The organism is Chryseobacterium sp. 22532, assembly GCF_052044665.1.
Lineage (GTDB): Bacteria > Bacteroidota > Bacteroidia > Flavobacteriales > Weeksellaceae > Chryseobacterium > Chryseobacterium lathyri.
The window spans coordinates 12,119-38,082 of the sequence record NZ_JBQENJ010000009.1; the positions used below are offsets into that span (position 1 = coordinate 12,119).

Sequence of the window (25,964 nt, forward strand, 5' to 3'; positions counted from 1 at the left end):
AGTGCATAAACCGCTTTTTTGCAGATTAGATCAATTAAAATACAGCAGGAAACAGATTTTTTGTATTAAGTCAACGAAATACCTTTGCCTGTAAAAATAAGATTATGCATAAGATATGTACACCTTCTATTTTATACTTTGGTACCCCGGTAATACTTATTTCAACAGTAAATGAGAACAGCAGTTTCAATGCTGCTCCTATTTCATCCATTTTCTGGTTAGGCTGGCGTTGCGTAATTGGTATCTCTGCAGTATCTAAAACCTGTGAAAATTTGTTGAGAACCGGTGAGTGTGTCATTAATCTTCCTTCAGAAGATCAGGTGGGAATGGTTAATAAGCTTGCTCTGACAACGGGTTCTAGTCCTGTTCCTCAAGGAAAGAAAAGTAAAGGATACCGTCACGAATCCCGAAAATTTGAAATTGCCGGAATGACGCCTGTTGAATCTACATTGGTTAATTCCCCCAGAATATTAGAATGTCCGGTACAAATGGAAGCCCGTCTTATTAAAGTAAACTTATTGGCAGAGGATAATGAGATCCAGCGCGGAAATATTATCTATGCTGAACTGAAAATAGTAAGGGTGCATATGGAAGAATCCATACTGATGGACGGCCTTCCTAACCGGGTTGACCCGGACAAATGGCGCCCGCTTATCATGAGCTTTCAACAATTTTATGGACTTGGTATGAAGCTTCATGAGTCTACATTAGCCCAGATCCCGGAAGAACTTTATCGTACCGCTGAATTTAATTCTATTCAAGAAAGTAAATAGAAGTGGAGATAGTTTTCAATAAGGTAATCATTTATTAAATTTGTTGTGTCTGTAAAAGTTTAAAAATCAACAGAAATAATAATCTTTAAATATTTATTTAATTCGTAAAACAAAAAGATGATTACTAAAAGAACAGATTCTTCCAATATAGATTTCAAGAATTTAGTCAAACTCCTGGATGCCGATCTTGCAGTACGGGATGGAGAAGATCATGAATTTTATCACCAGTTCAACTCAATCGACATGCTCAAAAACTGTGTAATAGTTTACTTTGATGATACGGCGGTGGGCTGTGGTGCTTTCAAACCTTTTTCTGAAGATACGGTAGAAATAAAAAGGATGTATACGGATCCAGAAAGAAGAGGCAAAGGTTTTGCTTCGAAAATATTGAATGAGCTGGAAATCTGGGCCAAAGAAGAAAGATACAACAGATGCGTTCTGGAAACAGGAATCAAACAACCCGAAGCTATTGCATTGTATGAAAAATCTGGGTATAAGAGAATTCCCAATTATGGTCAGTATATTGGGATTAACAATAGTGTATGCTATGAGAAAATATTGTAAAATTTTCAAAAATTAGAGATAACTATTAATATTCAGGTAATACTAAATTCATTTTTTCTAAGCTTTTAAATCACGTCAAAGTGTTATATTGTGGTTCCAAACCATAAAATTAAAACTATGAAAAAAAGAGTATTTTACCTCTTGGCATTGGTTTTTGTTTTGAATTCATGTACCAGAGATGAACTGCAAAACGAAAATCCTATCATTGAAGCTGTTCAGAAAGACCCTTTGACGGGAAAGCAGATCAATGCAGAAATTAATAACACGATCAAGAACACCGGATCTTTTAACTGGAAAAATGCTTCAGATCATCTGCTTTGGAGTGCGATTTTCAGAGGAAACAGGATGGTGTCCATCGGATTTGGTTCTTCAAAGGATGATTTTGACAGAAGTCTTTCTCCTGACAACAAAGCAATGGAAGCCGAAATTTTAGGACTGATTCAGCAATATGAAGGTGTTGAGCAGACGAGATTTCTGATTTCTTCCGATCAGTATCTTAATCAGATGGATGTTATCATAGACAAAGAAGAAACCATCACAGCATTAAGAAAGATGAAAAACATCCGGTATGTGGAGCCGGGGGATTATCATTATTTTGAAATAGAAAACAGCCTTAATTCCAATGCAAAGTCCTCCAGTGGCTCATCAGGATGCGGATTTGAATCTACGGCTTTAAATGCTGCAGATTATACCATTACTGCTCCCAATGCCAAGGTACCATGGGCATTTACGAAACATAATATTCCAAATGCGTGGAGCTATAGCACAGGAGCAGGAGTTACCATAGGGCTTATTGATACCGGAGTTTCACCGGAGCAGACATTGCTGGGAAGCAGTTTTAATACTGGAGCGTCTTCCGGAAGAACAATTAGTAAATTTGGATCATATGTCAACGGATCTACTACAGACGGACCAGCAGATCAGTGCGGGCACGGAACAAAAATGGCTTCCGTGATGGCGGCCCCGAAAAATAATGCAGGACTTCCTGTAGGAGTTGCCTACAATGCCAATCTCATCACTTACCGCGCAGCTTCCAATGTGGTGCTGGAAACTTCCAGTGAGCAAAATGGAGTAAAAACAGCATTTACGGATCTGGCGAATAATACCAGTGTAAAGATCATTTCCATGTCAATGGGACATATTTTCTCGGTAGGAAAGATTGAAGATGGAGTGAAATACGCTTATTCAAGAGGAAAACTAATCTTCTGTGCAGGAGGAACCTCTACCAGTTTTACCAATTTTGTGGGTGTTATTTTTCCGGCAAGCATGTCTGAAACACAGGCTGTAACCGGAGTAAAAGAAGGAACATCCAACCAGAAATGTGACGTTTGCCATTCCGGAAGCCAGATCGATTTTACTTTCCAGATGGAAAGAGCCAACGGAAATACAGTTCCTGTTTTAAGCTATTATAACAATCAGGCAGATTATGTAGGCGGTTCATCCGTAGCAACAGCTGCCACGGCTGGAATTGCGGCTCTTGTCTGGGCTAAAAACCCTTCATGGACAAGAGATCAGGTACTCAATAAAATGAGACAGTCTGCTACGTATTATCCCACAGTGAATTCAAGCTACGGCTATGGAAATATCAATGTCCTAGCAGCTGTGCAATAATTTTAAGTAAAAATACCAGGGAATATCTCAGTCTCCTAATTGATCAACAGGCAGAATTATATTTCAATTCTTTGAAAAATTATCTTCCTTGATGATCAACTGATACAGATTGGTGATATTCCCTTTTTTTGAAACCTCCAATATCTTGCCTTCAGGAGGTAAGGCTTATCCTATCCTTACACTGGTCATGCTTAATGATCCGCCAATCAGTTCGTCATTAAATAAAGATAGATTCTCAGCCTGATCTTTTAAGCCTAAGGTGTAAATCAGCGGAAGATAATGATCTGGTGTAGGAACTGCGTATTGCAGAAATGTTCCCTGCTTCTGATAGTCTATGATATTCTGGAAATTCCCATCCAGAAGCCAGTTATTTGTTTTTTCCCTGGCTTCCACAGCCCAATCCCATCCGGCGCCTACCGTATCGATATTCTTCCAGTCGATCAGCCGGAGATTATGGACGATATTGCCACTTCCTATGATGAGGATTCCTTTTTCACGGAGCTTATTCAGTCTTTTGGCCAGATCGAAATGATATTGTGGTGGCTTGGTATAATCTATGCTCAGCTGGATCACGGGAATATCAGCTTCCGGATACATATGTTTGATCACCGACCATGCGCCGTGGTCAAGTCCCCAATTGTGATCTTCCTCTACCAAAACAGGGGTTAAAAGCTCAGCTGTTTCTCTCGCCAGTTCCGGGCTGCCCGGAGCAGGATACTGTACATCAAATAATGCTTTCGGGAAACCACCGAAGTCATGAATCGTTCTCGGCATATCCATCGCAGTTACAAAAGTGCCCTGCGTATACCAGTGTGCAGAAATACACAGAATAGCATTAGGTTTAGGAATCTCCTGTGCTGCCTTTCGAAATCCCTGTACAAACTGGTTTTCTTCAATGGCATTCATCGGTGAGCCGTGCCCGAGAAATAAAACGGGCATTCTTTGAGTGTTACCAAAATTGTTGCTGATATTTTGCAGATCGTTAAGGTTCATGATAAGAATATAATTAAAAAGGTCCAAGGCTTTTAGAAATCCCTGAACCTTTCATGTTTTAATTGGTATAGATATTTTTGGAGAATCTCCCCAAAACTCAATTTTTATTATGCCTGTTTTACAAACTGTAATTCTCCGGCAACTTTTACTTCGTCGCTTACCATTACACCTCCAGCTTCAAGAGCTGCATTCCAGTTCAGACCAAAATCTTTTCTGTTGATCTTTCCTTCAAAAGAAAATCCAGCTTTCGTATTTCCCCATGGGTCAACATTGATCCCTCCGAAGTCTACATCCAAAGTAATAGGTTTTGTAATACCATTTACGGTAAGGTTTCCTGTTACTTTATCATTTAAAGCCTGAGATTCAAATGTGATGGAAGGATATTGTTCTGCATTGAAAAATTCTCCGGATTTTAAATGATTGTCTCTGTCTGTGTTATTGGTGAATACAGAATCAGTCTGGATAGTAGCTGTCGTTTTAGCATTTGCAAAGCTATCGTCCTCAGCTTCAATTTCAGCGTTGAAAGTTCTGAAACTTCCTTTTACATTAGAGATCATCATGTGTTTTACTTTAAAAGTAATTTCACTATGTGTTGGGTCTAGGTTCCATTTTGTTGCCATTGTATTGTATTTTTTGTTTGTTATTAATACTGCAAATGTAGGGCGGAGATTATATACAAATCATTGATTTAGGTTAAGAAATGAAATAACTCCAATTTTAATGTGAATTGTCAATTTTGCTTCGCAAGTGAAATGTCAATTATTTACGCTATAAAATTCACTATTGGCCATTCATCCTAATTTTAATGTGAATCGTCAATTTTGCTTCGCAAGTGAAATGTCAATTATTTACGCTATAAAATTCACTATTGACCATTCGCCATTCACCCTAATTTTAATGTGAATTGTCAATTTTGCTTCGCAAGTGAAATGTCAATTATTTACGCTATAAAATTCACTATTGACACTTCACCATTCACCCTAATTTTAATGTGAATCGTCAATTTGCTTCGCAAGTGAAATGTCAATTGTTTATGCCTATAAAATTCACTATTGACACTTCACCATTCACCTAATTTCCCAACTATTAAGTTAAGAATTTATTTTTATCAATGCATTAATCCTGTTTTATGAATGTTTTATTTAACATTTATTAACGGATGATTTTTATTTCTTATTTTTGAAGGATTCAATTTTATACAATGAAATTACATAGATTTTCTTTATTGATGCTGGTTTTGGGCAGTTCTGCAATCGCGCAGACCCAAAAATTTACAATGGCGGAGGCAGTAAATGGACTCAGAACGAATCTTGCCATAAAAAATATATCCCAGTTCTCATGGGCTGCAGATGGTAAATCATATATTCAGGCTGTAAAAGGCGGTTATCTGATTACTGATCTGAAGACTAATAAACAGGATACTTTAGTTTCTTTGACCCAACTGAACAGGTCATTTTCGGATGCTAAGCTAAAGGCAGTTCCTCAAATCAAATTTATCGGAGGTTCAAGCGGTTATTTCAACGCGAACGATAAAATGTTCTGGATCGAAAAATCGGGAAACGACTGGAAGATAAAGACAACAGCTGCAGTTGATGAAAATGCTTCCAATATGAAAATGTTCGGAGATAACCAGACCTTTGCCTTTACCATAAAGAATAATTTATATATCAATAAAAACGGTAAAACAATTGCTGTAACTAATGATTCTGATGAAAATATCATCAATGGAGGTGCAGCGGTTCACAGAAATGAGTTTGGAATTGATACAGGAATTTTCCCGTCTCCTAATTCTGATGCTGTAGCATTTTACAGAATGGATCAGACGATGGTGGCAGATTATCCTGTTATTGACTGGTCGATAACGCCTGCTGTAAATCATAATATCAAGTATCCTATGGCAGGGCAGAAGTCTCATGAAGTCACTTTGGGAATTTATAATATCAAAAATCAGTCAACTACTTTTCTAAAAATTGAAGGTGAAAAAGATCAGTATTTAACAGCTGTTACGTGGAGTCCAGATTCAAAATATGTTTTTGTAGGCGTTCTGAATCGCGGACAGAATCATTTAAAGATGAACCAGTACGATGCTGCTACAGGAAATCTGGTAAAAACTTTATTTGAAGAAACCAGCGATAAATATGTGGAGCCTCAGCATCCGCTTACTTTCTTCCCGAACTCCAATACAGATTTCATCTGGCAAAGCCAGAGAACAGGTTATAATCACCTGTTTCACTACAGTCTTGAAAAAGGTCTTGTTGCCCAAATTACGAAAGGAGACTGGCTGGTAACTGACATTCTAGGCTTTAATGAAAAGAAAAAAGAGATCTACTTTACATCTACCAAAGAGACACCGCTTGAAAAGCATTTATATAAGATCAACTGGACAAACTTTAAAATGCAGCGAATGGATGATGCATCTGGTGTACATACAGGAATCCTGAGCAGTGACGGGAATTATCTGTATGATACCTACAGCAATGCAGGCACACCAAGGTCTGTGAATATTATCAATACCAATACTGCTAAGTCAATCAATATTCTTACTGCAGAAAATACATTAAAAAATTATCAAAGGCCTGAAATTAAAAATGTGGAATTAAAAGCGGATGATGGAACACCGCTTTACGGAAAGATCATTCTCCCTACAGATTTTGATGCCACTAAAAAATATCCGGTAATTGTTTATCTGTACAACGGGCCACACTTGCAGCTGGTAACCAATACATTCCCTGCATCAGGAAACCTTTGGTACGAATATATGGCCCAAAACGGGTACATCATTTTCACCATGGACGGAAGAGGTTCTGCCAACCGTGGAATGAAGTTTGAGCAGGCTGTTTTCAGAAACCTGGGAACAACAGAAATGAACGACCAGATGAAAGGAGTGAACTATTTAAAATCTCTTCCTTATGTAGATGCCCAGAGAATGGGGATTCACGGATGGAGCTTTGGCGGATTTATGACGACAAGTTTCATGCTTCGTCAGCCTGATGCTTTCAAAGTGGGGGTTGCCGGAGGTCCGGTGATCGACTGGAAAATGTACGAGATCATGTATGGTGAAAGATATATGGATACACCTCAGGAAAACCCTCAGGGGTATGCCACGGCTAATCTATTGGATAAAGTTCAGAATTTAAAAGGAAAATTACTGATGATCCATGGTGCCCAGGACGATGTGGTGGTATGGCAGCATTCCATCAAATTTATAAAGTCCGCGGTAGACAATGGAGTTCAGCTGGACTACTTTGTTTATCCCGGACATCCGCATAATGTGATCGGGAAAGACAGGGTTCACCTGATGCAGAAAGTGACAGATTATTTTGATCAGTATCTTAAGAAATAATAGTGAAATCCAGCCTTTAGGCTGGATTTTTTACTGGTAACAGTATTCTTTAATAGCAAATCCGTTCTTAACAAACATCAATGTTTCTGAGCTTTTTCATTCGTAATTTTGTGTATCTAAAATCTAAAAATATGGAATTAGGAATAGGAATGTTTGGGGACCTGGCTTTTGATCAGGCTACCGGAAAATATAGAGATGCAGGCGTGAAGATCCGTGAAATACTGGATCAGGTAAAATTAATGGATGAGGTAGGCATTGATGTTTTTGCGATGGGAGAGCATCACCGTCCGGATTATGCAGTTTCATCGCCTGAAATGGTATTGGCAGCAGCAGCGAGCATTACCAAAAATATAAAGCTGGCAAGCGGAGTTACGGTGTTAAGTTCTTCAGAACCCGTGAAAGTATATGAAGATTTTTCAACTTTGGACCTGATTTCAGACGGAAGAGCTGAAATATTTGTCGGAAGGGGAAGTTTTATCGAATCGTTTCCTTTGTATGGCTATTCACTAAATGATTACGAAGAACTTTTTGATGAGAAACTTGAATTGCTGCTAAAGATCAACTCAGAAGAAAATGTAACCTGGTCAGGAAAACTTCGTGCGCCAATGCAAAACCAGACTGTTTATCCGAGAGCTAAAAACGACGGAAAATTATCGATCTGGAGAGCAGTAGGTGGAACTCCGCAATCTGTTTTAAGTGCAGCAAAATTAGGAATGCCTTTGGTGGTAGCCATCATTGGAGGGATGCCGGTACAGTTTAAAAATCTGGTTGAATTTTACAAGCAAGAGTATCAGAAAGCAGGGCATGACGTATCCAAAATGCAGATCGCAATTCATTCACACACGTTTGTAAGTAATGATCAGGCTGTAGTGGACGGATATTTCAATAATTATAAATCTCAGATGGACAGAATCGGGGCAACCAGAGGCTGGGCTCCTTATACGAAAATGCAGTATGACGGCGGAAGAGCTAGAGAAGGCGCCCTGTTCATCGGAAGCCCTGTAGAAGTGGCTGATAAAATTACCTACATGAAGGAGATTTTTGGCATCACCAGATTTATCGGGCATATGGACATCGGTGATCCTGCTCACGATATTATGATGAAATCTATTGAACTGTTCGGGGACGAAGTAAAACCGGCTGTTCAGGACTTATAAACTATAAAAATCTCTCCGCTCATTGTTTGGCGGAGTTTTTTTATTGTCAACAGACAAATGATTATTCATTGAAAGGTATTACCTGTTTTTCTGTTATTTAATAAAGGAAAAGAAAAATAATTTCAATTCAATTCACAGTTTCTGGTGTGGGATATACAGGAGGAAATTTCCATATCAGCTTATAATATTCTACTTTTACAAAAAAAAATAATAATGCAGGAACCGTCAAAAGATCCGTTACACGGGAAAAGGCTAGATGCTATTCTAGAAGAACTGGTAGAATATTACGGAGGCTTTGAGAAACTTGGCGAGCAGATCAATATAAAATGCTTTACAGATAATCCAAGTATTAATTCTTCTTTGAAATTTCTGAGGAAAACAGATTGGGCCAGAGCAAAGGTAGAAAGCCTGTATCTCTATGTATTGAGACAGAAAAAGCGAGATGAAACAAAGAAAGGGAAATAAAAAGGTGCTCTTTTTGATATTTTTGTTTTAACATCTTTTCCAAAGTCAATCATTTCAAAAATAGTATATTTGTGCCGTTAATCGTGAAAAAAATCACGAAAAAAAAGATAAAATATGACAATTGAAAACAACCATGTTGTAGCAGTAAGTTACGTACTTCACACGATCGAAGAAGATGGAAGTAAAATTCTTGTAGAAGAAACAACAGCAGAAAGCCCACTTACATTTTTATATGGTGTAGGAATGATGATTCCAAAGTTTGAACAAAATATCCTTGGCCTGAAGGCTGGTGATAAAGCAGCTTTTGTTATTCAGCCTGAAGAAGCTTACGGAGAAAAAGATCCTAATTCAATCGTGCAGTTGCCTATCGATATGTTTCAGGAATCAGGTACTCCGCCTTTAGGTGCTATTTTGCCTTTATCAGATGGGCAGGGAAATAATTTCCAGGCATTTGTGTTAGAGGTAACCCCTGAAGCAGTAGTGGCAGACCTTAACCATCCAATGGCGGGGAAAGTTTTAGATTTCCAGGTAGAAATTGTAAATACTCGTCCTGCGACGGAAGAAGAACTGGCACATGGTCACGTTCATGGAGCTGACGGAACAGAAGCCCACTAAACTATAATCAATGTCCGGATTTTTTCGGACATTTTTTTTATTCTAAAAATTCCCCACTCACGTAAAACCAACGGTTTTGAATCATTTTGAATTTTGATAATTCATGATGGATTTGCTCATGTCCTTCTTCATCAGTATAAAAGGCTTTAAACTCAACTTTGCTGACAGAAGGTTTATCTATAATTTCCAGTTTTGTCCATTCGTTAATCTCTCCCCATTCCTGCAGATCTTCTATGTTGTGGAATTTCTTTTTGCCGGAGATGTAGTTTCCATCAGGTATTTTCCGTTCGGAATGGCAAATGCAGAAAATCTGGAACGCATCAGGGCTTCCGCAGTCGGAGCATATTTTTCTCCGATGTGATAAGGTCGGCAGCATTCTTCGTAAAGTTTTCCTGAACAGCAGGGACAATCCATTTTTATTTATTTTTTTTGAACAGCAAAAGTAAAAGTTTTATCAATAGGAATGGGCTTTAGCCCATTTACATAAAAAAAGAAGCACCCAATCGGATGCTTCTCAATACAATTTATTTAATAAAACCTCTGTTTCTCAATAAAGGTTTGATATCAGGATCATGTCCTGTAAAATCTCTGAATGCCTGGTTAAGGTCTACAGAGTTTCCTACAGAAAGAATATATTTTCTGAAACGGTCGCCATTTTCTCTTGTCAGGCCTCCATTGTTTTTAATCCACTCCCATGCATCATTATCAAGGGTTTCAGACCATAAGTAAGCATAATATCCGGCTGAATACCCTCCGCCCCAGATATGGGCAAAATAAGGAGTATGATATCTTGGTGGTACTGTAGCTAAAGTAAACCCATGGCTGGCTAACGACTGTTTTTCAAAATCCAGAACAGGAATCAACTGACTTTCATTCGTCACGGTATGCCAGTCCATATCCAGAGCTGCTGCAGAAACAAGTTCTGTCGTCATATATCCCTGGTTGAATGTAGCTGCCTTTTTAATTTTTTCAACTAAGGCCTGAGGAATTGGTTGTTTTGTTTCGTAGTGAAGCGCATAATTTTTAAGAACGACAGGATCTAAAGCCCAGTGCTCATTGATCTGTGAAGGGAATTCCACGAAATCTCTAGGAACACTTGTTCCTGAAAGTGACGGGTATTTCTGACTTGCAAACATACCGTGGATTGAATGTCCAAACTCGTGGAACATTGTGGAAACATCATCGTAGCTAATTAGTGACGGCTTTCCTGGAGCCGGCTTCTGATAATTATAACAGTTTACAATCACAGGTTTGGTTCCTAAAAGATAAGACTGCTCAACAAAATTGCTCATCCATGCACCTCCGTTTTTAGAATCTCTGGTATAGAAATCAAGATAATAAATCGCGATAGATTTTCCATCGTGGTCAAAAACCTCATAGGTTACTACATCCGGATGATAAACCGGAAGATCGGTTCTCTTTTTAAAAGTAAGTCCATAGAACTTTTCAGCAGCATAGAAAACTCCTTTTTCCAGAACAGTAGTTACTTCAAAATAAGGCTTGATCTGGTTTTCATCAAGATCATATTTTGCTTTTCTTACCTGCTCAGCATAGAAATTCCAGTCCCATGGCTCTACTTTGAAACCACCTTTCTGCTGATCGATCAGATCCTGAATATCTTTTGCTTCACGTTTTGCCGTTTCTACTGCTGGTGTAGCAATTTGGTTCATTAGTTTTGTAGCTGCTTCAGGTGTTTTGGCCATCTGGTCCTGAAGTTTCCATTCAGCAAAGCTTACTTTTCCTAAAGTCTGAGCTTTTTTAAGTCTCAGTTTAGCTAGTTTTTCAATCGTTTCACGGGTATCGTTTCCGTCACCCTTTTCAGCTCTGAGCCACGATGCTTTGAACAGTTTTTCTCTTGTAGCTCTGTTCTTAAGATTTTGAAGAAGAGGTTGTTGTGTAGTATTCTGAAGGGCAAGAAGATATTTTCCTGGTTGTCCTGCAGTTTTAGCATCAGTTGCTGCGGCTTCAATCTCGTCAGCAGAAAGTCCGTCAAGTTCTTTGGCATCAGAAAAAAATACGCCTCCCTGCTTTCTGGCTTCCAATAGCTTATTGGCATATTGAGTGGAAAGTGAAGCGAGTTCCTGATTGATCTGCTTTAGTTTTTCTTTATCAGCAGAAGAAAGATTGGCTCCTGCAATTTCAAAATTCTGCTTATAATACTGAACCAGTTTTTTGCTTTCAGGATCTAAACCGTCTTCTTTAATAGACTTAATTCTTTTATATAAATTTTCATTCAGGTACATTTTATCAGAGTGAGCTGCAAAAATAGGAGCATATTCTTCATCCAAAGCCTGAAGGGTAGGATTTGTATTAGCGCTTGTAAGATTAGAAAATACAATAGTGGCTCTTTTTAAAACTTCACCGCTTTTTTCAAGGGCAACAATAGTGTTTTCAAAAGTAGGAGCTTCCGGATTATTTGCAATCTTCAGAATCTCAGCATCATGCTGTTTAAGTCCGAAATCAAATGCAGGTTTGAAATGTTCATTTTTAATTTTATCGAATTCCGGAGCTTCATACTGAAGCTTGCTTTTCTTCATAAAAGGGTTTGAAGATAAGGATGGATCGGTAACAGGAATCTCCTGTTGAGTATCGGTTTTCTTCATTGTAGTACAAGATTGGTTAAGTGCCAGGGCAGAAATTAACAATACCGATGAAATATTTTTCATAAATTAGTTGTTATTAAAGTATAAAGATATTAAAACTTAATTTATAAAAGCAGTAAACATGAAATCGACAACTCTTTTTGTACTTTCAGCCTTTTCGCTGATAACCTCATGCAATGAAAGGCATGATAAAAGAAACAATGAAAATAATGACCGTAATAACGATAACGGTTGGGTAGACAAAGTGATCGACAAAGACAGTGGTCCGGTTAAAGAAAAAGTATTTAACGGAGATTTTGATGAAATAGAAGTTTCCCAGGCTATTGGTGCTGAGATAATCAAATCCGAAACTGAAAAGGTTGTTATTTCTGCGCCTGAAAATATCCTCAATGAAATTCTTGTGGAAAACAGTGGCGGAAAGCTTCATATCCATTATAAGCGTGGTATCAGGGTTATGAACAGCCATAATGTGAAGGCTAAGATCTATACCAAAGATTTTTCTAAGCTCGTTGCTAATTCTGCTGCAAGTGTTACCATAAAAGATAAATTCACACAGGAAAAAATGAATGTTGAAATCTCCAGCGCATCAAGCGTTTCCGGCGATCTGGAAGCTAATGATTTTGATCTTTCGGCAGACAGCAGCAGCAGTTTCAGCGGTAAAGTTTGGGCGGTGGACCTTGATGTTGATGCCTCATCGGCAGCAAGCATTAATATTTCAGGAAAAACTAAAAATGCAGAGATTACTTCTTCATCAGCCAGCAGTATTTCAGCAAAAGAAGTTATTGCCGATCATGTAAAAGCTGAGGCGTCCAGCGGCGCAAGCATTCAGATCAGTGCTGTTTCTTCACTGAATGCAGAAGCTTCTTCCGGCGGGAGCATAGATGTTTCTAAAAAAGGTGAACTGAAAAGCATAACCAAGCAGGAAAGCAGTGGCGGAAGCGTCAGTATTCAATAAATTAATTAGGAGGTTCCTCGTCATTTTCTTCACCTACTGACGAGGAACCCTCCCAATTCTTATTATCAAAATTAAGGTTATCATAAGCCAGTAATTCCTCCTCACGCTGGAGGATTTCTTTTGTGGTGAACAATAAAATCTCGTCATCCTCCTTTGCTTTGGCCAGCCTTCTGATAGAAGCTTTGTCTATGGCCATAAACCTTTGTCCGAGTCGTCTTGCCGCATATTTTCTCATCCCGGTTTCATGAAGGACATCTACAGCCATATCTACTGCGGTTCCCAATGTTTCCCGGTAAATGTTTTCAATACCGTTGTTAAGGTAATTATAAGCATCGATTCTGTTTTTAGCCCTTACAAAAATCCGCACTTTAGGATAATGTTCCCGCACCAGTTCCGCTATGAACTTATTGTCATCAGGATCATCAAGACAGAGAACAAGAATTTCTGCATCTTCAATTCCTGCAGCCCTTAAAATGGGAATTCTTGTGGCGTCACCGTAATAAACCTTAAAACCATAGCTTCTCAGCAGTTTTACACGGTCAGAGTCTCTGTCCAGAACTGTTGCCGATATTTTATTGGCTTTTAAAAGACGCCCTACCGTACTTCCAAAATGCCCGAAACCTACAATAATGATCTTCTTTTGGCTTACATTATTGTCCAGGATATTAAAATCATTCTCTTCATCAGGGATTTCTTTAATAAATTTAGGAGTAATGAGCCGGTCGTTAATGATCAGGAGAATAGGAGTGATGCACATTGTGATTGCAGTAACGGCCATCATTTGTGCATTGAGTTCAGGACTTAAAAGATAAAGATCTGAAGCATAATTGATCAGGACAAAAGCAAATTCTCCCACCTGCGAAAGAGCAAACGCATAAAATAAACTCTGTGATGTATCAATCTTAAAAAACTTGCCAATAGCATACAGAACTACAAATTTTACAGTCAATACTGCAAAAACAGTAGAGAAGATAAAGATGGGATCCTGCTGAATGATGTTAAAATTAATTGTAGAGCCTACGCTCACAAAGAATACAGCTAAAAGCAGCCCTTTAAAAGGATTGATCTGCGCTTCAAGCTCATGGCGGAATTCACTGTTGGCAAGCATTACACCGGCTAAGAAAGCACCCAGTGCAGGAGACAGACCAATGGCAGCCATAAGTTCCGAAACTCCAATCACTAAGAATAAAGAGGAGGCGGTGAGGAGTTCCGTCATTCCCGACTTTGAAACATATCTTAAGAAAGGAACAAATACATATCTTCCCAGAAGGATCAGAATAGCAACCCCTAAAATCACAGTTCCGGCCTGCATCCATTCCGGAAGTTTCTGAATAATAATTTGGATTTCGTTATCGTGATGATTTGCTTTATAATTAGCAATAAGTGGAAGGATAGCCAGGATAGGGATCACCGCAATATCCTGAAACAGGAGGGTAGAGAACGAGGCTTCTCCAGCCATAGTTTTAAAATTGTTTTTTTCCTGAAGGGTTTGTAGCACGATGGCAGTAGAAGAAAGAGCAAAACACATCGCGATAGCAATGGCTTTGTCTATTCTCCATCCGGCACTGATAAAAACCAGAAAAAGCAGTGAAATAGAAAGAAGCATCTGTGTAAGTCCAAGGCCCATAATTTTCTTCCGCATTTCCCAGAATTTCCGGGGTTCCAGTTCCAGCCCTACCAAAAAAAGGAGCATGATCACTCCAAACTCACTGGCATGCATGATGTCGTTAACATCTTTCCCGGTAAGCCTTAGAACATATGGGCCGATGATGATGCCTCCTAATATATATCCGATAACTGAACTCAATCCAAATTTTCTCGCCAGCGGAACCATAATAATGGCTACACCTAAGAAAAGTAATGTATTCATTGCTAAGCTGGACTCCATATGTTATTGGTTGAGTAGTTCTGTAAATTCTTTTTTATGTAAAATAATCTCTTTTTTGCTCAGTTTATTGGCTTCATAAACGATTTTGATATGTTTTATATTCGCTTTGAAAACCTTTAAAGATACGATCAGCCCGCTGATCAGTTCTTCCACTGTATACTGATACGTTCCGTTTTTACTGAATGATCTTTCCTTTCCACCGGTCGTTATCAGAATATAAATTTCTTTCCCTTCCAGTGGATTGGTTTCACCTTCTCTGAGCCAGTCCCTGTCGAACACTTCATCGATCCATAATCTTAATAAAGGAGGGATTCCGAACCAGATAAGCGGAAACTGAAAAATAAAACGGTCATAGCTTCTTAATCTTTTCCTCTCCCTGAATGCGGCAATGTGAAAATCCGGATATTCTTCGTAAAGATCTCTGAGGGTAAAGTGCTGGTGGCGGACATAGAAATTGATAAGCTCCACATTTGAATTGGAGTGCTCTAAATAGGGATGTGCAAAAACTACCAGCGTCTTTTTCATAAACCTGTTTTCAGTAAATATAATGAAAAAAAATTGGATAAAAGACGGATTTTATATGGTTTTGTTAATTTTTTACTATGGAAAATTGAATTTAATATTAAAATAAAACAAAGAAATGACAGGATTTTAGTGTTTTAAATAAAAAATCGGGCACTGGGCCCGATTATATTGAATTTTTGTTATCTTTTAAATTACCATCCGCCTGAAGCGCCACCGCCGCCGAAGCTTCCTCCGCCACCAAAACCGCCGAATCCACCGCCTCCTCCGGAACTTCCACCTCCAAAACCGCCTCCACCGAAGCTGCCAGGGAATGGAAAGAATCCACCGGGGTAATTTCTGCGTCCTCTTCTGGTAATGATCACATCGTCGTCATCATTATTACCGCCGCCACGTCCTCCGCCTCTGCCTCCAAAGATAAAGGCCAGAATGATAAAGATGACAAATGCGATAATAAGGATCTTAAAAGCACTTCCATTACCTGAAGGTGCTGAGGTTTCCATAGGTTTGAATTTTCCCTGAACAGCCTCCATGATCGCTGAGGTGCCACGGTTGATGCCGTCATACCATTGCCCCTGTCTGAAATTGGGAGTGACAATATAATCAAGGATCTGTCCTGCAACAGAAGCGGTAAGGTACTGTTCTACTGCTCTTCCCTGTTGGATAGACATGGTTCTGTCTTCTGTAGCGATCAGGAAAACAACGCCGTTATCCACTCCTTTTTTTCCGATTCCCCACTTTTCTCCGAACATGGTTGCCAGAAAGTTCACATCTTCTCCTTTGGTAGAAGGGATAATAACCACTTCGATTTCCGTGGAAGTAGAATCTGCAAATTTAATCAGCTTATTGTTCAGTTCGTCTTTTTGCTGCTGTGTGAGCAGGCCTGCCTCGTCAAACACAGGATATAGAACCGCCGGTTTGGGCGGGATTGTATACTGTGCCGATACAAAAGTGTAAAAGCAGAAGAGTATAAATGAAAATACCAGTTTAAGAGAACGTAATTTCATTAGACAGCTGATTGGGGTTTTCTCCTTCTACAGGAAAATGTTTTTTTAATTCAAGACCGGTTTCCAGAATGCCGCTTTTTAAAGCTTTATAATAATTTCCTTTGGCAAATTCAGCAGTGATATAGTCGTGCAGGTGATCCCAGTACGATTGGTGTACCTTGTCATGGATTCCAATGTCGCCAATAATGGTCAGATATTTCTGCTCAAAATTGACATGAAAAAGCACAGCGTTTCTGTCTGCAGTTTTATTCATACACAGTTCTTTAAAAACCTCAAATGCAGTCTGTGCATTCTCCGTTTCCGTGTTCGAGTCAATATGTACTCTGATCTCGCCTGTAGAATGTTCTTCTGCCGACTGTATAGCTTCCACAAGGGAAGTGATCTGCTGATTTGTCAGAAAACGGCTCATTATTTAAATACTTCTGGTGCTTTTTCTGCACCGGCTTCAGCCTTGAAGAAAGGTTTTTCTTTAAAGTTTGTAAAATTCGCCAGAATATTATTCGGGAATGTTTTGATTGTTGTGTTGTAATCTTTGGCCGCATCATTATAATAAACCGTTTCGGTTCTGATGCTGTTTTCTATCGCCGTAAATTCTCTCTGAAAATTAATATACTGCTGGTCCGCTTTTAAATTCGGATAAGATTCCACTACAGCCATTAACCTGCTTAGTGCTCCGGATAATTCTCCCTGTGCTGCCTGGAATTTAGCCATATCAGCTTCTGTCATATTCGTAGGATCGATGTTGATAGAAGTTGCTTTGGAACGCGCCTCAACAACTTTAGTCAATGTTTCCTGCTCAAATTTTGAATACGATTTAACGGTTCTTTCCAGATTCGGAATAAGATTGGCTCTTTTCTGATATACAGTTTCTATATTAGACCATTTGGAGTTTACGTTCTGTTCTTTCGAAACAAAATTATTATACCCGTTTTTCCCCCAGAAGAATAGTACACCTACAATAATAAGCAGTGCAATACCGATAGTTCCTGCACTAAGGCAGCCTTTATTTTTCATAGTTTATTTTTTTTTAATTTTTTGTGCTAATCAAATATACAAATTATGTGCTAATTTTGTAAAAAATTATTAGAATGACAACAATAGTGGTGGCCATGGGAGAGAAAAACGAGATCGGTTTTGAAAATAAACTGCTGTGGCATCTTCCTAAAGACCTGAAACACTTTAAAGATATTACTTCCGGACATCCTGTTATTATGGGAAGAAAAACCTATGAAAGTATAGGGAAACCGCTGCCTAACCGTACCAATATTGTAATTTCCAGAAAGAAAAACTGGTTTGAAGAAGGAATCCTGATCGTTGGAAGCATTAAAGAAGCAGTAAAATTCGCCAAAAAGATCGATGAGGAAGTATTCATTATCGGTGGTGGAAATATCTATGAGCAGACTATAGAAATTGTTGATAAACTGGAAGTTACTTTAGTTAAGGCTGATCTTGATGCCGATACATTTTTTCCAAAGATCAATCCGAAAGTCTGGAAAAAAACTGAAGAGACCTGTCATGAAAAGGATGAAAAGAATGAATACGATTTTTGCTTTCAGACATTTGAACGAATCAAGAGCGAATAGTTGTGAAAATTCTAACTTTTTACCTCTAGCTTCTAACCTGTAAATTTTCTATCTTTGCACTTCTAAAATTGAACAATGAATAAGTACATAAAAATTGTAATTGCAGCAGTTCTTATCCTTTTAGGACTTTATATGATGATTTTCACAAGAAGTCTGGGCTGGGGGATCGTAGTTTTCCTTCTTGCAGCACTGCCTATTATACTTTTCATCAAGAATGAATACATTCTCCTTGCCTTCTGGCAATTGAGAAAGCAGAATATGGAAAAAGCCGCAGAATGGTTAAACGGAATCACCAATTACCAGGCGCAGCTTCATAAATCCCAATATGGATATTTCCACTATTTACAGGGACTGACCCAGGCTCAGGAGCATCCTGCAAAAGTGGAACCGCTGATGAAAAAAGCTTTGGAATATGGCCTGAATATGAAGCACGACAGAGCGATGGCAACATTGAATCTTGCAGCAGCAGCCATTTCTAAAGGAAGAAAACAGGAAGGACAGAGGCTTCTGGACGAGGCTAAAAGATTAGACTCGGCAGGAATGATGACGGATCAGATCAAAATGATGAAAGATCAGCTGAAAATGCCTTCTATGCAGAAGCATATGCACAACCCGAATATGAGACAGAGAGGGAAATTCTTCTAAGACAATATACGAAACTGAAAAAGCACCTGATCCAGGTGCTTTTTTTGTTATGTGAATACATGACCGCTACATCTCAGAATTCTGATCATAGCCATAGAACTTAGGTATTTGCCAGTGATATTTTACAGCAAGAGTTCGAATGGAAACAATTAATATAATAGTGAATATCTGTATAAATGTATAGGAAAGCGGGATAAACTTTGTCATCAGGAGAAATGCAGATCCACCAACAATACATGCTGTAGCGTAGATCTCTTTTCTAAAGATCAGTGGAATCCTGTTGAGGAGGATATCCCGTATGATTCCTCCGAAACACCCGGTTATGGTTCCCAGTGCGATACATATAAGCGGATGAATATCAGCATTGAGCCCTTTCTGAACCCCGATAATGGTAAATAACCCCAGTCCGAAGCTGTCAAAAATAAATAAGGTTACCTTGAAGTTCTTTTCAATAGACTTGAAGACCATGGCAAAAATGCTGGTACCCAAAATCTGGGCGCACGTTAAAAGATCATGCATCCAGAAAACCGGAATATCCAGCAGGAGATCTCTTACAGTTCCTCCTCCCACAGAAGTGACGAATGCAATAATCAGTACCCCGAACGGATCAAGGCGTTTCTGCATCGCTGCAAAACTCCCCGACATCGCAAAGGAAATGGTTCCGAGCACCTCTATGGCAAAATTGAACTGTTCGTGCATAATTTATGAGTAATAGGTAATGGGCAATGAGTAATAAAAATTATGCCATTTAAAGCTGGAATAATCTAAATTTATACTTAGTCATAACCTTTACAAGTTCTTCACATTCTGATTTTAAATGAATCATTTTTTCAGATCTTGCTCTTGAAGCAGCTCGGTAATTTGCGGCTACTGAAGTAGAAGATCTTATAATTTGCTTTCTTATGACCGACACATCATCTGAATAAGGTAATGATGAAAGAGGTTTAATCACAAGAGTAGAAAAATTTGATTGTAATCCATATTTCCCAAATTCTCATTACCTATTACTCATTACTTATCGTTGTACCCTGACGGCTTCCGGGACCAGCAATTCATATTCTCCGTTGTGGTTGATGATTTCCCTTACGATACTGCTGCTGATGAAAGATTTTCCGGATGAGGTTAATAAGAATACGGTCTCCAGCTTTTTATGGGCCAAAGTTCTGTTGGTGTGGGCTATTGCTTTTTCAAATTCAAAATCAGCGGGATTTCTTAAGCCTCTCAGGATGTATTGCGCGTCCTTTTCAAAACAGTAGTCCACCGTTAATCCTTCAAAAAAGTCCACTTCTACATTGGGGAATTCAGCGACGGAATTTTGAATAAATTCCATTCTTTTTTCCAGGGGAAACATATATTTTTTTTGGGAATTCTGTCCGATCGCAATAATCAGTTTGTCAAAAAGCGGAGCCGCTCTTTCAATAATATCATAATGTCCCAGAGTAATAGGATCAAAGGATCCGGGGAAAACAGCAATTTTCATGTTTTACGTGTTATGATGAGTTATGGGTTACGAGGTCTGTATTTCGGGTTTCGGTTGCGAGATTTAGGTTGCCGGGGTGAACTATTCACCGGGTTTTCTTCCATCTTCAAACTTCCATTCATTAACAACTAACTTCTAACCTCTAGATTCTAACTTCTATTATTATTTATTCAATGCTTTTTCTACTTCGTTTCCGCAAAGGTCTGTGATGGATATTCCGTAAATTTTGGCCTGTTGCGGAAGAATACTGGCAGGAGAGAATCCCGGATTGGTATTCATTTCAAGCATATAAGGAATACCATCCATAAGGATGAATTCACTTCTTGAAAAACCGCTCATGCCAAGGGAATTGTAAGCTCTTTTTGAAATTTCTTCCACTCTGATTCTTGTTGCATCGTCAATTCTTGCCGGGGTAATTTCTTCTGAAGCTCCTTCGTATTTAGCTTCATAATCAAAGAATTCATTGGTCGGTACAATTTCAGTGATTCCTAAAACGATGGTTTCGCCTTTGAAATCTATGACCCCTACAGAAACTTCCATTCCGTCCAGGAAGCTTTCGATAAGAATTTCATCATCCTCTTTGAACGCAATTTCTGTTGCAGCAATTAATTCTGACTTTTCCTTTACTTTTGAAATACCTAGAGATGAACCGGACTGGTTGGGCTTAACGAAAACCGGAAGGCCAAGACTTTCAATAATTTCGTCTGTATTGATGTCTTCTCCTTTTCTTAAATAAATGCTTTTGGCAGAAGGAATTCCATACTTTGATAAGACAGCCAATGTATCTTTTTTATTGAAGGTTAAAGCGCTTTGGTAGAAACCACAACCGGTATATTTCTGTCCGATAGCGTCCCAATAGGCCTGCAGGATTCCGTTTTCACCCGGAGTTCCGTGGATAATGTTGAAACAGGCATCGAATTTCAGTGTTTCATGATTATCTAAAGTCACTGAAAAATCTCCGCGGTTGATTTCATATTTTTGATCGTTTTCTCCTAAAAAATACCATTCATCTTTAAGAATGACTACTTTATATACATCATATAGATTTCTGTCCAGAGAATCGTAGATCAACTGACCGCTTTTTAAGGAAACCACATATTCATCCGAATAGCCTCCCATGACAACGGCAACACTTTTTTTGCTCATAACCATTATAGTATCAATTAAGGCAAATTTAATCATTTTATGTAATGCAATAAGGGAAATTCAGAAATTTTAAAATTGAAATGAATTGTGTTAAATAAAAGCACATTTAAAATTATTAGCTATATTTGCCGTTATAATTAAAGTATTTTTAAGTATGCTTAAATCACTTTTCAATTGGAAAGTTTTACTGAATTTAGCAGTAGCCATCGGTATTTTTGTGGGGTTAGTGTGGCTTACTTTCCGCTGGCTGGAATACCATACCAATCACGGTCAGGAAATTCCTGTGCCCAATGTTATTAATAAATCGGTTTATGATGCCGTAAAAATATTAGAGGATACCGGACTGGAATATGAAGTAGACAGTGCTGAATATAACCCTAAATATAAGCCTTTCCAGGTTTTGAAGATGCACCCTTTATCCAGTTCACGTGTAAAACCGGGATCGCTGGTAAGAATTGTAGTTAATCCCAGAACATGGGCTCCTATTACGGTTCCGGATGTGATCAATAAATATTCAGGGCTGGCTTTTCAGAGACTGGATCAGGTTGGTCTTAAGATCGGCGATACCATCTATGAGCCGAGTATTCAGAAAGATGCTCTTTTAAGAGTATTATATAAAGGTAATGCAGTTAATCCCGGATCGCGTCTTCCGAGATTCTCCGTGATTGATGTTGTAGTAGGTTCAGGACCTATGAGAAATATTTCTATTCCTAACGTGGTAGGGCTTTCGGTAAAAGAAGCAAGAGCTGTAATCGCCAGAAGCTTATTTGAAGTAGGTTTGGTAGAACATGAAGACGGAAGTAAAGATGAATCTGATATTATCTATTATCAGGATCCGGCCTCCGGAGATGTACGAGATCAGGGAATGCAGATTGATCTTTGGGCAAGTAAGAGAACACCTGCCGAGCTTAGGGCCAAAGTAGAACAGCTGAATTCTATCTACCGAATGAAAGTAGATACATCACTGCCTCCGGTACATTATGATGAAGTTCCCAACTATCCGGAACCAAGTTATAATCCACCTGCAGCAGTACCTGTACCCAAAAAAGAAGTTCCTAAATCTGAACCTGCTAAAACAGAGCCGGCAAAGACGAGCAGTGCAGCAACTGGAGCCAAACCTGCCGGAACCGGAACAGAAAAACCTAAATCCGCTATAACAAACAGCCAGAGTTCAGGAAATAAGCCGGCAACAACGACAGGAAATGCAACACAGCAGCCGGTCCAAAAGCCAAAGGCTAAAAAAGTAGTGGTAGAATAATCACAGTTTATTATATAAAATATAGGCTTCAACTGCAAAATGTTGAGGCCTTTTGCGTAAAAAAATAAAATAATGGCAGAAGATAACGAAGACTTTTTAGATGAAGAATTATTAGATTCCGACAGTTTGGAAAACATCGATATTGATGAGGAAAATAAGGGACTGTATGAGCATCTTAATATCAAAGTCGATAAAAACCAGGAGCCGTTAAGAATTGATAAGTTCTTATTAATATACAGACAAAACTCTTCACGGAATAAAATTTCACAGACCTGCAGAGCCGGAAATGTGGTTGTAAACGGTGCTCCGGTAAAACAGAATTACCGTGTAAAACCCGGTGACCAGATCTCGGTGCTTCTTGCCCATCCGCCGAGGGAAAATGTGATTATTCCTCAGGATATCCCTGTGAATATCATTTATGAAGATGATGATCTGGTAGTGGTAGACAAAGAACCGGGGATGGTTGTGCATCCAGGCCATGGAAACTGGGACAAAACATTGGTGAATGCATTGGCCTTCCATTTTGAAAAGAGCGGTGAGAAATCTGACCTGGACAGGGTAGGACTTGTTCATAGGATTGATAAAGATACCTCAGGCCTTTTGGTGATTGCAAAAAACGAATATGCATTGAGCTTTTTAGCCAAACAGTTTTTTAACAGAACTACAAAAAGATTATACTGGGCTTTCGTATGGGGGAATCCTCAGGAAGATGAAGGGACCATAAGAGGGCATATCGGGAGGCATCCCAAGAACCGGATGCAGATGTCCGTTTACGAGGACGGAAGCCACGGAAAGCACGCGGTGACGCATTATAAGGTTTTAGAACGGTTTAAATATATGACCTGGGTGGAATGTAAACTTGAAACAGGGAGAACACACCAAATCCGTGCACATTTCAAACATATCGGCCATACTTTGTTTAATGACGAAAGATATGAAGGCCATACACCTTTAAGAGGAGTGAATCTACCTAAGTATAAGCAGTTTATAAAAAATGTTTTTGAAATTCTGCCAAGACATGCACTCCATGCCCATACTTTAGGGTTTATACATCCAACTACTAAAAAGGAATTATATTTTGAGAGCCCAATGCCCAAAGATATGGCGGATGCTGTAAAAAAATGGAGAAATTATTTAGAAAACTAAAAATATATTGAGAATTTTTTTATATTTGTTGAATTGAAATCAAGATTTGTTATGAGAAAACTATATGCTATCGTATGTTTAGCTCTTTTGTCAAATGCATACAAAGCACAAGAATCACTACCATACTATCAGCAATATCTTTTGGATGGTGAATTCCTGTTCAACCCAGCTCAGTACGGAAAGACCGATTACGTACAGCTTAATGCTAATTACCACAAACAATTTGACAAGTTCAGCGATTCTCCAAATACGCAGTCTATAGGAATCAACGGGAACATTTTCGACAGAGTGGGAGCAGGGCTCTCTATTTTCAGAGACAGCAATGGCCCTATTTCTGCAGGCGGTATTACAGCGGGAGCTTCATACTTTATTCCACTAAGTAGTGAGGGAGACAGAAAAGACCAGTTCTCTTTCGGTACCAGTGTTTCATTTTATAATATGAACTTCGACTATACTTCAGTGAACGTTGAAGATGGTTACGATCCATTGTTGATTGGAAAAGAAGGGAATATTTTTATGGCTTACGCCAACTTTGGTGCAGCTGCTACCTATAGAAATATCTTTGCAGGAGTATCTGTGAACGATATTGCATTAAGCAATGACAAGGCTATAGTAAACGGAATTGAGCCTTCACCAATTAAATTTTTCTTAAACCTAGGATATGACTGGCATTTTGCTGACAATATCTTCGTAACGCCATCAGCGTTGATTAACCTGAATACCAATTCAACAAGAATGATCGACTACAACTTAATGGCGACTTTCTTTAATGATATCAACTCATTCTCTGCCGGTGTAAGCTACAGAACGGTACAGAATAGATTTGACAGCCAACAGTTACAGGTTGCACCAGTTGTTAAAGTGAGAATTAATAAATTAATGATCGGAGCAACTTATAACATCGGAATGTCTGATATCCAGACGTATGGTGGAAACAGCTTTATGCTGAGCTTAGGTTATAACTTTGATAACTTTATTAATCATAGAGGATATAGATATTAATTTGATTTAATTTAAATAAATTTGAGCTCTGAAATTTTCAGGGCTTTTTTATGATATATATTCACATTCCATTCTGCAAGCAGAAATGCAGCTACTGCAACTTTCACTTTTCTACCTCTTTGAATTTTAAAGATGAGATGACCCGTGCTATGAAGACCGAAATCCGGCTTAGAAAAGATGAACTGCAGAATAAAAATCTGAAATCTCTGTATTTTGGAGGTGGAACACCATCCATTCTTTCAGCAGATGAAATCAATTCTTTAATCGATGAAGTCCTGAAATACTTCAGTTTTGATACTGATATTGAAGTCACCCTGGAAGCCAATCCCGACGATCTGGATAAAAACTTTTTAAAACAACTGGCTCAATCTCCGGTCAACAGGCTTTCCATCGGTACCCAAAGTTTTTTTGAGGAAGATCTTAAACTCATGAACCGTGCCCATAATGCTTCTGAAGCAGAGAGTTCAATCAAAAGAGCACAGGATTTTGGGTTTGAAAACTTAAGTATAGACCTTATTTATGGCTCTCCAACCTCGAATCTGGAGATCTGGAAGGAGAATTTAAACAAAACCATAGCCCTTGAAGTTCCGCATATTTCATCTTATGCATTGACAGTTGAGCCCAAAACAGCTTTAGAAAACTGGATTTCAAAAGGAAAAGTTGCCAGTCCTAGAGAAGAAGAACAGAATAAGGAGTTCTATTATATGTCAGATTTCTTAAAAGGCAACGGATTTGAGCATTATGAAGTCTCCAATTTTGCAAAACCTGGCTTTTATTCAAGGCATAATTCTGCATATTGGAAGTACAAAGAGTATCTTGGAATCGGTCCTTCCGCACATTCGTACAACGGATTTGATGTCAGAAGTTGGAACGTGGCCAACAATCAGCAGTATATTAAAAAGCTTCATGCCGGAATTCTGGCTAAAGAAGAAGAGATTCTCTCACAATATGATCAATTCAATGAAATGATTATGATTGGCTTGAGGACAATCTGGGGAGTAGATCTTGAAAGCCTGAAAAGTAAATTCAGTGATCAAATTCTTGAACATTTCCAATATGAGGTAAAATCTAAAATAGAAGAAGGTATTTTAATCCAGGAGAACAATCATCTGAAAATACCGGAAAAACATTGGTTTATGGCGGATGGAATTGCTTCAGATTTATTTTTGGTGTAACGTTTATTAATGTATATTTGAGATCATACTCTA

Annotated in this window: 25 protein-coding genes and 2 pseudogenes; 14 read left to right on the forward strand and 13 right to left on the reverse strand. The window is 38.6% G+C overall.

The genetic code is table 11. The features are described 5' to 3' along the window. Positions 1–104 precede the first annotated feature (104 nt). The 3 genes from ACTJIV_RS19515 to ACTJIV_RS19525 all read left to right on the forward strand — a co-directional run bounded on the left by ACTJIV_RS19515 (position 105) and on the right by ACTJIV_RS19525 (position 2,948). Positions 105–773, forward strand: coding sequence for a flavin reductase family protein (locus ACTJIV_RS19515; RefSeq protein WP_440629196.1), 669 nt, complete (start codon positions 105–107; stop codon positions 771–773). 117 nt (positions 774–890) lie between these two features. After that, complete coding sequence (locus ACTJIV_RS19520; protein WP_440629197.1) at positions 891–1,337, forward strand: GNAT family N-acetyltransferase; 447 nt, start codon at positions 891–893, stop codon at positions 1,335–1,337. A gap of 117 nt (positions 1,338–1,454) precedes the next feature. Continuing rightward, positions 1,455–2,948 carry a S8 family peptidase gene (locus ACTJIV_RS19525; RefSeq protein WP_440629198.1) on the forward strand — a complete coding sequence of 498 codons (1,494 nt, stop codon included), beginning with the start codon at positions 1,455–1,457 and terminating at the stop codon, positions 2,946–2,948. Between the two features lie 165 nt (positions 2,949–3,113). Here ACTJIV_RS19525 and ygiD read toward each other — a convergent pair whose 3' ends face one another. Both ygiD and ACTJIV_RS19535 read right to left on the reverse strand, forming a co-directional pair. Next, positions 3,114–3,941, reverse strand: coding sequence for a 4,5-DOPA dioxygenase extradiol (gene ygiD, locus ACTJIV_RS19530; protein WP_336379836.1), 828 nt, complete (start codon positions 3,939–3,941; stop codon positions 3,114–3,116). 107 nt (positions 3,942–4,048) lie between these two features. Beyond that, complete coding sequence (locus ACTJIV_RS19535; protein ID WP_111959966.1) at positions 4,049–4,561, reverse strand: YceI family protein; 513 nt, start codon at positions 4,559–4,561, stop codon at positions 4,049–4,051. A gap of 581 nt (positions 4,562–5,142) precedes the next feature. On the opposite strand from ACTJIV_RS19535, the gene ACTJIV_RS19540 reads away from it, so the two are divergent. The 4 genes from ACTJIV_RS19540 to ACTJIV_RS19555 all read left to right on the forward strand — a co-directional run bounded on the left by ACTJIV_RS19540 (position 5,143) and on the right by ACTJIV_RS19555 (position 9,521). Then, on the forward strand, positions 5,143–7,284 hold the full coding sequence (locus tag ACTJIV_RS19540; RefSeq protein WP_440629199.1) for a DPP IV N-terminal domain-containing protein: 2,142 nt from the start codon (positions 5,143–5,145) through the stop codon (positions 7,282–7,284). A 131-nt stretch (positions 7,285–7,415) separates the two neighbouring features. Next, on the forward strand, positions 7,416–8,441 hold the full coding sequence (locus ACTJIV_RS19545) for an LLM class flavin-dependent oxidoreductase (protein ID WP_440629200.1): 1,026 nt from the start codon (positions 7,416–7,418) through the stop codon (positions 8,439–8,441). Between the two features lie 213 nt (positions 8,442–8,654). Continuing rightward, entirely contained in the window at positions 8,655–8,906 is a 252-nt protein-coding gene (locus ACTJIV_RS19550) for a VF530 family DNA-binding protein (protein WP_440629201.1), read from the forward strand. A gap of 114 nt (positions 8,907–9,020) precedes the next feature. Then, on the forward strand, positions 9,021–9,521 hold the full coding sequence (locus ACTJIV_RS19555) for an FKBP-type peptidyl-prolyl cis-trans isomerase (RefSeq protein ID WP_111959974.1): 501 nt from the start codon (positions 9,021–9,023) through the stop codon (positions 9,519–9,521). Between the two features lie 37 nt (positions 9,522–9,558). Here ACTJIV_RS19555 and ACTJIV_RS19560 read toward each other — a convergent pair. After that, positions 9,559–9,935: pseudogene (locus tag ACTJIV_RS19560) on the reverse strand (YchJ family protein). Positions 9,936–10,045: 110 nt separating this feature from the next. Continuing rightward, a complete protein-coding gene (locus ACTJIV_RS19565) occupies positions 10,046–12,187 on the reverse strand; it encodes a M3 family metallopeptidase (RefSeq protein WP_111959978.1) in 2,142 nt (713 codons plus the stop codon). Between the two features lie 58 nt (positions 12,188–12,245). Here ACTJIV_RS19565 and ACTJIV_RS19570 point away from each other — a divergent pair, with 58 nt between their 5' ends. Further along, a complete protein-coding gene (locus ACTJIV_RS19570; RefSeq protein WP_223560471.1) occupies positions 12,246–13,079 on the forward strand; it encodes a head GIN domain-containing protein in 834 nt (277 codons plus the stop codon). Between the two features lies 1 nt (position 13,080). Here ACTJIV_RS19570 and ACTJIV_RS19575 read toward each other — a convergent pair whose 3' ends face one another. The 5 genes from ACTJIV_RS19575 to ACTJIV_RS19595 form a co-directional block, all read right to left on the reverse strand. Next, positions 13,081–14,967 (reverse strand): monovalent cation:proton antiporter-2 (CPA2) family protein, encoded by a 1,887-nt coding sequence (locus ACTJIV_RS19575; RefSeq protein ID WP_111959983.1) that lies wholly within the window; start codon positions 14,965–14,967, stop codon positions 13,081–13,083. A gap of 3 nt (positions 14,968–14,970) precedes the next feature. After that, positions 14,971–15,492: an NAD(P)H-dependent oxidoreductase gene (locus ACTJIV_RS19580; protein ID WP_111959985.1), complete on the reverse strand. Its 522-nt coding sequence runs from the start codon at positions 15,490–15,492 to the stop codon at positions 14,971–14,973. 191 nt (positions 15,493–15,683) lie between these two features. Continuing rightward, positions 15,684–16,496, reverse strand: coding sequence for a TPM domain-containing protein (locus ACTJIV_RS19585; RefSeq protein ID WP_111959987.1), 813 nt, complete (start codon positions 16,494–16,496; stop codon positions 15,684–15,686). Further along, positions 16,477–16,905 carry a TPM domain-containing protein gene (locus ACTJIV_RS19590; RefSeq protein ID WP_174772338.1) on the reverse strand — a complete coding sequence of 143 codons (429 nt, stop codon included), beginning with the start codon at positions 16,903–16,905 and terminating at the stop codon, positions 16,477–16,479. Before ACTJIV_RS19590 ends, ACTJIV_RS19585 begins: the two co-directional genes overlap by 20 nt. Then, positions 16,905–17,510 carry a LemA family protein gene (locus ACTJIV_RS19595; RefSeq protein WP_111959991.1) on the reverse strand — a complete coding sequence of 202 codons (606 nt, stop codon included), beginning with the start codon at positions 17,508–17,510 and terminating at the stop codon, positions 16,905–16,907. The genes ACTJIV_RS19590 and ACTJIV_RS19595 overlap by 1 nt, the downstream gene beginning before the upstream one ends. Before the next feature lie 74 nt (positions 17,511–17,584). Here ACTJIV_RS19595 and ACTJIV_RS19600 point away from each other — a divergent pair, with 74 nt between their 5' ends. Next, positions 17,585–18,079, forward strand: coding sequence for a dihydrofolate reductase (locus ACTJIV_RS19600; RefSeq protein WP_111959993.1), 495 nt, complete (start codon positions 17,585–17,587; stop codon positions 18,077–18,079). A gap of 75 nt (positions 18,080–18,154) precedes the next feature. After that, positions 18,155–18,724, forward strand: a complete 570-nt coding sequence (locus ACTJIV_RS19605) for a DUF2892 domain-containing protein (protein ID WP_223560469.1) — start codon at positions 18,155–18,157, stop codon at positions 18,722–18,724. Between the two features lie 66 nt (positions 18,725–18,790). Here the strand turns inward: ACTJIV_RS19605 and ACTJIV_RS19610 are convergent, their stop codons facing one another. The 4 genes and pseudogenes from ACTJIV_RS19610 to ACTJIV_RS19625 form a co-directional block, all read right to left on the reverse strand. After that, positions 18,791–19,423 carry a trimeric intracellular cation channel family protein gene (locus ACTJIV_RS19610; RefSeq protein WP_440629202.1) on the reverse strand — a complete coding sequence of 211 codons (633 nt, stop codon included), beginning with the start codon at positions 19,421–19,423 and terminating at the stop codon, positions 18,791–18,793. A 49-nt stretch (positions 19,424–19,472) separates the two neighbouring features. Then, positions 19,473–19,679: pseudogene (locus tag ACTJIV_RS19615) on the reverse strand (four helix bundle protein); the annotation flags it as partial. 60 nt (positions 19,680–19,739) lie between these two features. After that, entirely contained in the window at positions 19,740–20,204 is a 465-nt protein-coding gene (coaD, locus tag ACTJIV_RS19620; RefSeq protein WP_111959999.1) for a pantetheine-phosphate adenylyltransferase, read from the reverse strand. A 162-nt stretch (positions 20,205–20,366) separates the two neighbouring features. Continuing rightward, positions 20,367–21,350, reverse strand: a complete 984-nt coding sequence (locus ACTJIV_RS19625) for a D-alanine--D-alanine ligase (RefSeq protein WP_440629203.1) — start codon at positions 21,348–21,350, stop codon at positions 20,367–20,369. A 154-nt stretch (positions 21,351–21,504) separates the two neighbouring features. Between ACTJIV_RS19625 and ACTJIV_RS19630 the strand changes: the two genes are divergently transcribed. The 4 genes from ACTJIV_RS19630 (at position 21,505) to hemW (ending at position 25,931) form a co-directional block, all read left to right on the forward strand. Further along, the gene (locus ACTJIV_RS19630; RefSeq protein WP_440629204.1) at positions 21,505–22,608 is read left to right on the forward strand and encodes a PASTA domain-containing protein; all 1,104 of its coding nucleotides are present in this window, start codon (positions 21,505–21,507) and stop codon (positions 22,606–22,608) included. Between the two features lie 72 nt (positions 22,609–22,680). Beyond that, the gene (locus tag ACTJIV_RS19635; RefSeq protein WP_223560467.1) at positions 22,681–23,754 is read left to right on the forward strand and encodes an RluA family pseudouridine synthase; all 1,074 of its coding nucleotides are present in this window, start codon (positions 22,681–22,683) and stop codon (positions 23,752–23,754) included. 51 nt (positions 23,755–23,805) lie between these two features. Beyond that, positions 23,806–24,756 (forward strand): PorP/SprF family type IX secretion system membrane protein, encoded by a 951-nt coding sequence (locus tag ACTJIV_RS19640; protein ID WP_111960004.1) that lies wholly within the window; start codon positions 23,806–23,808, stop codon positions 24,754–24,756. A 50-nt stretch (positions 24,757–24,806) separates the two neighbouring features. Then, the gene (gene hemW, locus ACTJIV_RS19645; RefSeq protein WP_440629205.1) at positions 24,807–25,931 is read left to right on the forward strand and encodes a radical SAM family heme chaperone HemW; all 1,125 of its coding nucleotides are present in this window, start codon (positions 24,807–24,809) and stop codon (positions 25,929–25,931) included. Positions 25,932–25,964 lie beyond the last annotated feature (33 nt).

Bases quoted from the DNA above. Each gene is read 5' to 3' on its own strand.
- ACTJIV_RS19570 (WP_223560471.1), top strand. From the start codon at position 12,246: ATGAAATCGACAACTCTTTTTGTACTTTCAGCCTTTTCGCTGATAACC.
- ACTJIV_RS19610 (WP_440629202.1), bottom strand. From the start codon at position 19,423: ATGCACGAACAGTTCAATTTTGCCATAGAGGTGCTCGGAACCATTTCC.
- ACTJIV_RS19515 (WP_440629196.1), top strand. From the start codon at position 105: ATGCATAAGATATGTACACCTTCTATTTTATACTTTGGTACCCCGGTA.
- ACTJIV_RS19595 (WP_111959991.1), bottom strand. From the start codon at position 17,510: ATGAAAAATAAAGGCTGCCTTAGTGCAGGAACTATCGGTATTGCACTG.
- ACTJIV_RS19605 (WP_223560469.1), top strand. From the start codon at position 18,155: ATGAATAAGTACATAAAAATTGTAATTGCAGCAGTTCTTATCCTTTTA.
- hemW (WP_440629205.1), top strand. From the start codon at position 24,807: ATGATATATATTCACATTCCATTCTGCAAGCAGAAATGCAGCTACTGC.
- ACTJIV_RS19625 (WP_440629203.1), bottom strand. From the start codon at position 21,350: ATGAGCAAAAAAAGTGTTGCCGTTGTCATGGGAGGCTATTCGGATGAA.
- ACTJIV_RS19520 (WP_440629197.1), top strand. From the start codon at position 891: ATGATTACTAAAAGAACAGATTCTTCCAATATAGATTTCAAGAATTTA.
- ACTJIV_RS19600 (WP_111959993.1), top strand. From the start codon at position 17,585: ATGACAACAATAGTGGTGGCCATGGGAGAGAAAAACGAGATCGGTTTT.
- ACTJIV_RS19630 (WP_440629204.1), top strand. From the start codon at position 21,505: ATGCTTAAATCACTTTTCAATTGGAAAGTTTTACTGAATTTAGCAGTA.
- ygiD (WP_336379836.1), bottom strand. From the start codon at position 3,941: ATGAACCTTAACGATCTGCAAAATATCAGCAACAATTTTGGTAACACT.
- coaD (WP_111959999.1), bottom strand. From the start codon at position 20,204: ATGAAAATTGCTGTTTTCCCCGGATCCTTTGATCCTATTACTCTGGGA.
- ACTJIV_RS19525 (WP_440629198.1), top strand. From the start codon at position 1,455: ATGAAAAAAAGAGTATTTTACCTCTTGGCATTGGTTTTTGTTTTGAAT.
- ACTJIV_RS19550 (WP_440629201.1), top strand. From the start codon at position 8,655: ATGCAGGAACCGTCAAAAGATCCGTTACACGGGAAAAGGCTAGATGCT.
- ACTJIV_RS19580 (WP_111959985.1), bottom strand. From the start codon at position 15,492: ATGAAAAAGACGCTGGTAGTTTTTGCACATCCCTATTTAGAGCACTCC.
- ACTJIV_RS19565 (WP_111959978.1), bottom strand. From the start codon at position 12,187: ATGAAAAATATTTCATCGGTATTGTTAATTTCTGCCCTGGCACTTAAC.
- ACTJIV_RS19590 (WP_174772338.1), bottom strand. From the start codon at position 16,905: ATGAGCCGTTTTCTGACAAATCAGCAGATCACTTCCCTTGTGGAAGCT.
- ACTJIV_RS19575 (WP_111959983.1), bottom strand. From the start codon at position 14,967: ATGGAGTCCAGCTTAGCAATGAATACATTACTTTTCTTAGGTGTAGCC.
- ACTJIV_RS19540 (WP_440629199.1), top strand. From the start codon at position 5,143: ATGAAATTACATAGATTTTCTTTATTGATGCTGGTTTTGGGCAGTTCT.
- ACTJIV_RS19535 (WP_111959966.1), bottom strand. From the start codon at position 4,561: ATGGCAACAAAATGGAACCTAGACCCAACACATAGTGAAATTACTTTT.
- ACTJIV_RS19635 (WP_223560467.1), top strand. From the start codon at position 22,681: ATGGCAGAAGATAACGAAGACTTTTTAGATGAAGAATTATTAGATTCC.
- ACTJIV_RS19585 (WP_111959987.1), bottom strand. From the start codon at position 16,496: ATGAAATTACGTTCTCTTAAACTGGTATTTTCATTTATACTCTTCTGC.
- ACTJIV_RS19545 (WP_440629200.1), top strand. From the start codon at position 7,416: ATGGAATTAGGAATAGGAATGTTTGGGGACCTGGCTTTTGATCAGGCT.
- ACTJIV_RS19555 (WP_111959974.1), top strand. From the start codon at position 9,021: ATGACAATTGAAAACAACCATGTTGTAGCAGTAAGTTACGTACTTCAC.
- ACTJIV_RS19640 (WP_111960004.1), top strand. From the start codon at position 23,806: ATGAGAAAACTATATGCTATCGTATGTTTAGCTCTTTTGTCAAATGCA.